Raw genomic sequence first — 6378 nt, 5'->3', positions numbered from 1 at the left:
GCTTGCCGATCACTTCCGGCTTGATCTGTGCGATCTGTTCCGGCTTGAAGTGGTTGATTTTAAAAACCGAGGGACCTGTCGAGGTACTGTGCAAGGCGATTGCATCCAGCTGGCTTGCCGTCAGCGCGCTCATTTGCTCGGCTGTGAAGAGCTGCAAAAGTGTATGGCTTGTCCTACATAAATCGCCGGATGGAATGGCGGCAATTTCTGGCGACGTAAGTGCGGCAATCTCTTCTTGCGTCATTTCATAAATGGGCTTGGCCATCAGTAAAATTCCTTAAAGCTATAACTTTGGTCTTTCAAACGGGCGCAGAATACTTTTTTTGCTGCCTGCCAATCAAGCAACTAAAAAAAATTAACCAAGATCCACATAAATAAGATAAATAAGCCACTGGGATTACCCGTTATGGGTAAAGCCCAGTGCTGCAAATTCAATATTACCGGCAACCGGTTACGAAAAGAAGAATCGCTACAGCTTTTCAACCTGCGTGTATTCCAGCTCGACCGGCGTGGCGCGCCCGAAGATGGAAACCGCGACCTTGAGCCGGGCCTTGTCTTCGTCCACCTCTTCCACGACGCCGTTGAAGGAAGCGAACGGCCCGTCGGAAACACGCACCTGTTCGCCCACATCGAAGCTGACGGAAGGCTTGGGATGCTCGATCCCTTCCTGCACCTGGTTCATGATGCGCTGCGCTTCGGCTTCCGAGATCGGAGCCGGCTTGCCGCCGCCGCCAAGAAAACCCGTAACCTTGGGCGTGTTCTTGACCATGCTCCAGCTTTCATCCTGCAGATCCATCTTGATCAGGACATAGCCGGGATAAAACTTGCGCTCGGTGTTCACCTTGGCGCCACGGCGCACTTCCACCACTTCTTCGGTGGGAACAAGGATTTCCGAGAACAGGTCAACAAGGCCTTTCTTCTCGGCCTGCTCCTGAATTCCCTGCGCGACCTTCTTTTCGAAGCCCGAATAAACGTGAACCACGTACCAACGATGTGCCATTGCCTTCTCCTGAAACCCTAAAGACCAAGTATGTATGTGATGAAGCTGCCAATCAGCTTATCGACGAAAAAGAAAAAGATCGCGACCAGCACGGCCATGACAACGATCATCACGGTCGTGACCATGGTTTCCTTGCGCGACGGCCATGTGATTTTTTGCGCCTCGCGCTTCACTTCGCGCCCGAATTCTACAATCTTCTGCATCTTGCGACCCTGCTTTCACCTTGTTTGCTGGCAGGAGTGGAGGGGCTCGAACCCACAACCCCCGGTTTTGGAGACCGGTGCTCTACCAATTGAGCTACACTCCTGTATCATGGCAGCGACTATTCTGTGACCGCAGCCCATCACCAAAACCTTGCCCCGAATTCCGACCGATAAGCCCCCTCCGGCGCCACCGGATTTTCAGGCTATCAGCATGTTTGGGATAAGGCTTTATAACCGATCAGGCAGTGCGGCGCCAGTATGAAATTCCTGTGGCCCGCGTCAGAAAAAGCATAACCGGCAGAACAGGTTACCCGAGCACGATTTCGGGCGGGCGCTTGTGGCTCAGGAATTCCAGATGCGACATGGTAAGCCCGTAAGCGCCGGCAAGGCACAGAACCGCGATATCGCCTATGTGCGCTTCCTCTATATACACATCGCTGGCGATTTTGTCGGCCGAGCTGCAGATCGGCCCGCCGATATAGACCTTTTCTTTCGCGACATGCTCCTGCCCTGCGAAAAGCGCAGGCCGCTTCATGGGCACGATAACGACAGGATGGTTGATCGAAAGCGCGGCCGGGCGGCGGAAATGGTTGGTGCCGCCCGCCGTCACGATCTGTTTCTTGCCGCGGCTGTCCTTGATATCGAGAATTTCGGTGCAATACCAGCCGGAATCCGCCGCAAGGTAACGCCCGAGCTCGAGCATGAAATGCCGCCCATGCAATTTATACTGCGCAATTAGCTTGTGCAGGCCGTCAGCATAGGATGTGAGCGAGAAATCCTGTCCCGTTTCAAGGTAATCAATGCCAAAGCCACCACCGAAATCGACAATATCGCACTTCACGCCTTGGAAACCGGCCTCAATCTGTTGTGTCAGGCTGAAGACCAGTTCGCAATTCTTGAGAAGATCGTCCACTTTCAAAATGCCCGTCGCCGCATAAACATGTAGGCCGCGAAAACGCAAATTCTGCAACTCAAGAATTTTCGGCAAAATGTCCGGCAATTTTTCCGTATCGATGCCAAACTTGCTTGAACCGCCCGAAAGCATTTTCTGCGCACCGTGAATTTCGAAATCCGGGTTGATGCGTAACAGGATATCCTGCGCCTTACCCATTTCTTTGCAAATCTGGTTCAGGCGATGCGCTTCGGTCAGGGATTCGACATGTACGGTATGAATCCCGTGCGCGGCGCTCCAGCGCAGCTCTTCGGGTGATTTTCCGGGGCCGGTGTAGATCATCTGGCTGGCCGCAAAACCCGCCAACCGTGCCTTTTCAGCCTCGCCAAGACTTGCGATTTCCACGCCCGTGACGCCGCTTTCTTTCGCCGCCTTCAGGAAAGCTGAGTGCGGGTTGGCCTTCATGGCATAAAAAATCTCTACGCCTTCAGGCATGATTGATTTCAGGTTCGCGATCTTTTCCCGCATCGGCGCGGTATCGTAAACGAAGAAATTACGCTGGCCTTCCCTGCACGCTTCACGGCGCACGGTCGTCAGGATGTTTTCAGGCAGTTGCATGGTCCGTCCCTTCGGCCATCCGGCCCCAATAAAACCATTCATACCCCAAAGCAACACCGCGATGCGGCATGATCAGACAGCCATCACCGGGGGCAGTAATCGTCTTGCCGCTTTTCGTGGTTGCAATCGCTTCGCCTTTCTTCACAACGTCCAGATGTTTCCAATCCTTGATAAAATCGCCGTCTTCCTGCTTGAAAAAAACCTCCTCGAACACAAGTTTACGGCGCTGCAGGTCATGCGGCGGCGGCACCACCACGGCAGCATCGATCATACCGAGATGCACGAGCGCCCGGCCGATAGCGCGCCACGCGACTTCCGGCGCGTTAGCGTCGTCATTCTGCCCGCATTCGAGCGTAACCGCCATCGCGCCGTGCGCGCGAGCGTATTCAATAGTGCCGGTTGAATAGGCTGCTTGCTCCCTGCCACGCGGATGCCGAAGCTGGGCTTCATGCCACCCGCACATGAGCATGGCGGTACCAAGGCTCCAGCCGAACGATATTTCTTGTTCGTTTGCGCGCTCGGTAATAACAAATGGTTCGCTTCCCTTTGTATAGGAATGCAGATCGAGCAACGCATCACAGTCTTCCAGGTATGGGCACAACGCATTGCCGATTTGCGCTTCATACGTCGTCGGCTTTTCCTTGGGGCGCAGATCGCGGTTAAGGTTTTCATCCACGAAGCGGACGTTCTTTTCGTGTGCCTGCGGGTTGCAGACGGGGATGAAGGTCACGCGCCCCTTCAGCAAAGCAACCGCGCCGCTTTCAATTTGTTCGATAAAGCGCGTGGTGGCGATGGGGCCGCACTTTTCGTTGCCGTGCACGGCGCCCAGCACCAAAAGCCGGGGTCCCGGAGTACGACCAGTGTAAACATAGGATTTTAGGACAACCGCCATAAATCTTCCAGACAGATAAAAACACGCAATGCGCGTAAACTAGCGCTGCCTGATTCCCTTGTCGAGGTATATGCCATGCAACGCCTGCTTGCCCTCCCCCTTCTTTTCGCCATCCTGCTCTGGCCCTGCACTGCCGATGCATCCTATGCCGGGCCCAAGGCCAAGGGTTATATCCAGCTATCAACCCCGCATGCCGTTTTACCCGACATGCTGACGCCGCCACCGGCGGAGAACAGCGCCGCATGGGAAGAACAGGTCGCGCGCGTGCTTGATGCGCAGGACGATGCAAGCGAAGCGGATAAAATCGCGGCGCGCGAAGAACAGCGGGTCGAGCCGGAAATGGTTTCCGCCATTCTCGGGCCCGGCTTCACGCGCGCGGCGCTGCCCCGCACTTTCAGGCTGCTCGATCGCGCGGGCGCCGATATCTACCGCATCACCGAACGCGCCAAGGTCTATTGGGGCACACGCCGCCCCTTCGTGGCGGACAGCCGTGTGAAGCTGATGATCGACAGCATCGCCAACAAATCATACCCGAGCGGCCACACAAGCATCAGCCGTGTATGGGCGGAAATATTGGCGGGCTTGTTGCCCGCGCGGAAAAAGGAATTGCTGGCCCGGGCCGATGCTATCGCATGGCACCGCGTACAAGCGGGCGTGCATTACCCGGCCGATCTCGCGGGCGGGCGGCAAACCGCACTTTATACGATCAACGCGCTGCGCCAGGATAAACATTTCATGCAGGATTTCGCGGCCGCGCAGGCAGAACTTGCCGCAGCCGGGTATTAAGCCGCGGCTTTTGCGTAGGGCGCGAGGTTTTTGCGCAAGCGGCCCTCGATGCTTTCGCCCGGCGCGAGTTGGCTGATATTTTCACCCGTGAGCAGGTTGAACACCTGCCCGTAACGCCCGGCTAGCTCTTCCACCATCGCGGGCGGCGCTTCGGGAAGCACGGGGTCGTTGTACGGGTCGCAATTGCTCATGAACCAGAGCCGCAGAAATTCCTTGTCGAAATATTCGGGCTCCTTGCCCGCGGCGAAACGCTCGTCATACGAATTGGCGAACCAGTAGCGCGACGAATCCGGCGTGTGCACTTCATCGATCAAGGTCAGCTTGCCGGCTTCATCGAGCCCGAGTTCGTATTTGGTATCGACGAGGATCAGGCCCTTCTGCCGCGCCAGCTCTTGTCCGCGCGCGAACAGCCTGTGCGCCACCTCTTCGATCTCCTGCAACTGCTTGCGGCTGATCTGGCCCATGGCGATAATCTCGTCCGGCGTAACCGTACGGTCATGCTCGTTTTCCTTGGTGGATGGCGTGAATACCGGCTTATCGAGCTTCTGGTTCTTCTTCATGCCGTCGGGCAGCGTGAAGTTGCCGAAATCGCGCCGGCCTTTCTGGTAATGCGTCCAGATCGATGTGCCGGTCACGCCGGTCAGATAGCCGCGCATCACAACCTCGATCGGCAGCGGCATGCAGCGGCGCGCGATGATCGCGTTCGGGTCCGGCGCTTCCAGTACGTGGTTTTGCACGATGTCTCTGGTTTGTTCGAACCAGAAAAGGCTGATGCGGTTCAAAACCTCGCCCTTGCCCGGAATATGGGCGATGATGCGGTCGAACGACGAATGGCGATCGGTGGCGATAAGCACGAGCCGCCCTTCCTGCACATAGATATCGCGCACCTTGCCTTCGCGGCGCTCGCCAAGTTCGGGGAAGCTGGTGGATTTCAGGACGGCGGTCATGCAATTTCCTAAGAAAAATTGGGTGGAGCGGGTGACGGGAATCGAACCCGCATAGCCAGCTTGGAAGGCTGGAACTCTACCATTGAGTTACACCCGCAAACCATCAACGTTTAGCACAAACTGCGCGGCTTTCTATAGCTATGCTCGCTACGCTCGCGGGCATTGAGTTACACCCGCAGACCGCTACATAAATACCGGGTTCTCAGATTGTCTGCCACAGCAAATTAAACAGGGATCGCATGCTGTCAGCCAGTTGCTCGCTGCGGATTATCACGCCGCCCACGGGCGGAACGGTTGAATAGGTCGATATATTGTCGGCATAGATATCGAAGCTCACGCGGAACGGAAACGCTCGGCCATCGAAATATTTAACCTCGCGTAACTCCTTGCTGTCACTGATATAGACCGGCACATGGCGCGACGTATCGGGCGCGATGATGCGGATCGGCACGCCCATCTGGATGCGGCGGCGGATAAAGGTTTGCGGCATATCCGGAAAGACCTTGAGCGCATCGGCGCCGGAGGCAATCTCGTACAATTCGCGTTTTGGGCCTTCCGCAAAACGGAAATTCAGCAACATGTCGCGATATATTTGGCGGATGCCTTCGGGCCCGTCCAGAAACTGAACATCCATGACCTTGTCGCTTGCGCCCATGCGTTTCAGGAACGGCACCAGTTCCCTTAAATTCTCGACCAGCTGTTCCTGCGAAAACAAAATATGTTCGGGGCTTTGCGCGCGGTATTTCAACCGGCGGCCTTCCTTGATCTTTGTCACAAGGCTGCGATCGAACAGCCGCTTCAGGATCAGCACAACAGAGCTGCGCGGCAGTTTCGTTTGCTTCACAAGATCGTGCACAAACATGCCGTCCTTGCGCCGCATGAGCGCGATGACGATGCGGCTTTCGCTGTCCTTGAGCTGCATCTGGCGCAGAGCGCGGAAAATATCGGGGAGCACGTCCGGGAACCTTTGCTGAAACAATCATCAATAATAACATAAAAGACGTTATTTTGACCTTAAATTACTTGCATCAGATCATAAA

The 6378-nt window shown here is 55.8% G+C and carries 8 protein-coding genes and 2 tRNA genes; 1 reads left to right on the top strand and 9 read right to left on the bottom strand.

Going from position 1 to position 6378, the window contains the following annotated elements:
* From GC131_09650 to GC131_09625, 6 genes are all read right to left on the bottom strand, one after another.
* On the bottom strand, positions 1-265 hold a 265-nt coding region (locus GC131_09650), incomplete at its 3' end, for a hypothetical protein (GenBank protein ID MBI1274326.1).
* A 204-nt stretch (positions 266-469) separates the two neighbouring features.
* A complete protein-coding gene (gene nusG / locus GC131_09645) occupies positions 470-1000 on the bottom strand; it encodes a transcription termination/antitermination protein NusG (protein ID MBI1274325.1) in 531 nt (176 codons plus the stop codon).
* A 17-nt stretch (positions 1001-1017) separates the two neighbouring features.
* Entirely contained in the window at positions 1018-1203 is a 186-nt protein-coding gene (gene secE, locus GC131_09640) for a preprotein translocase subunit SecE (protein MBI1274324.1), read from the bottom strand.
* A gap of 28 nt (positions 1204-1231) precedes the next feature.
* Positions 1232-1307: transfer RNA gene (locus GC131_09635), tRNA-Trp, on the bottom strand.
* 203 nt (positions 1308-1510) lie between these two features.
* A complete protein-coding gene (locus GC131_09630; GenBank protein MBI1274323.1) occupies positions 1511-2713 on the bottom strand; it encodes a diaminopimelate decarboxylase in 1203 nt (400 codons plus the stop codon).
* The gene (locus GC131_09625) at positions 2700-3605 is read right to left on the bottom strand and encodes a succinylglutamate desuccinylase (GenBank protein MBI1274322.1); all 906 of its coding nucleotides are present in this window, start codon (positions 3603-3605) and stop codon (positions 2700-2702) included. Before GC131_09625 ends, GC131_09630 begins: the two co-directional genes overlap by 14 nt.
* Positions 3606-3680: 75 nt before the next feature.
* Here GC131_09625 and GC131_09620 point away from each other — a divergent pair, with 75 nt between their 5' ends.
* Positions 3681-4391: a phosphatase PAP2 family protein gene (locus GC131_09620; protein MBI1274321.1), complete on the top strand. Its 711-nt coding sequence runs from the start codon at positions 3681-3683 to the stop codon at positions 4389-4391.
* Here GC131_09620 and GC131_09615 read toward each other — a convergent pair.
* The 3 genes from GC131_09615 to GC131_09605 all read right to left on the bottom strand — a co-directional run bounded on the left by GC131_09615 (position 4388) and on the right by GC131_09605 (position 6293).
* On the bottom strand, positions 4388-5338 hold the full coding sequence (locus GC131_09615) for a phosphoribosylaminoimidazolesuccinocarboxamide synthase (protein MBI1274320.1): 951 nt from the start codon (positions 5336-5338) through the stop codon (positions 4388-4390). The genes GC131_09620 and GC131_09615 overlap by 4 nt on opposite strands.
* A gap of 23 nt (positions 5339-5361) precedes the next feature.
* Positions 5362-5435 (bottom strand) — tRNA-Gly (locus GC131_09610).
* A gap of 105 nt (positions 5436-5540) precedes the next feature.
* Positions 5541-6293 (bottom strand): hypothetical protein, encoded by a 753-nt coding sequence (locus GC131_09605; protein MBI1274319.1) that lies wholly within the window; start codon positions 6291-6293, stop codon positions 5541-5543.
* Between the last annotated feature and the right edge of the window lie 85 nt (positions 6294-6378).

It is taken from the genome of Alphaproteobacteria bacterium (assembly GCA_016124955.1).
Taxonomy (GTDB): Bacteria; Pseudomonadota; Alphaproteobacteria; order UBA9219; family RFNS01; genus RI-461.
Note: the sequence above shows the minus strand (reverse complement) of the source record. Positions and strands in the feature narration are given on the sequence as shown.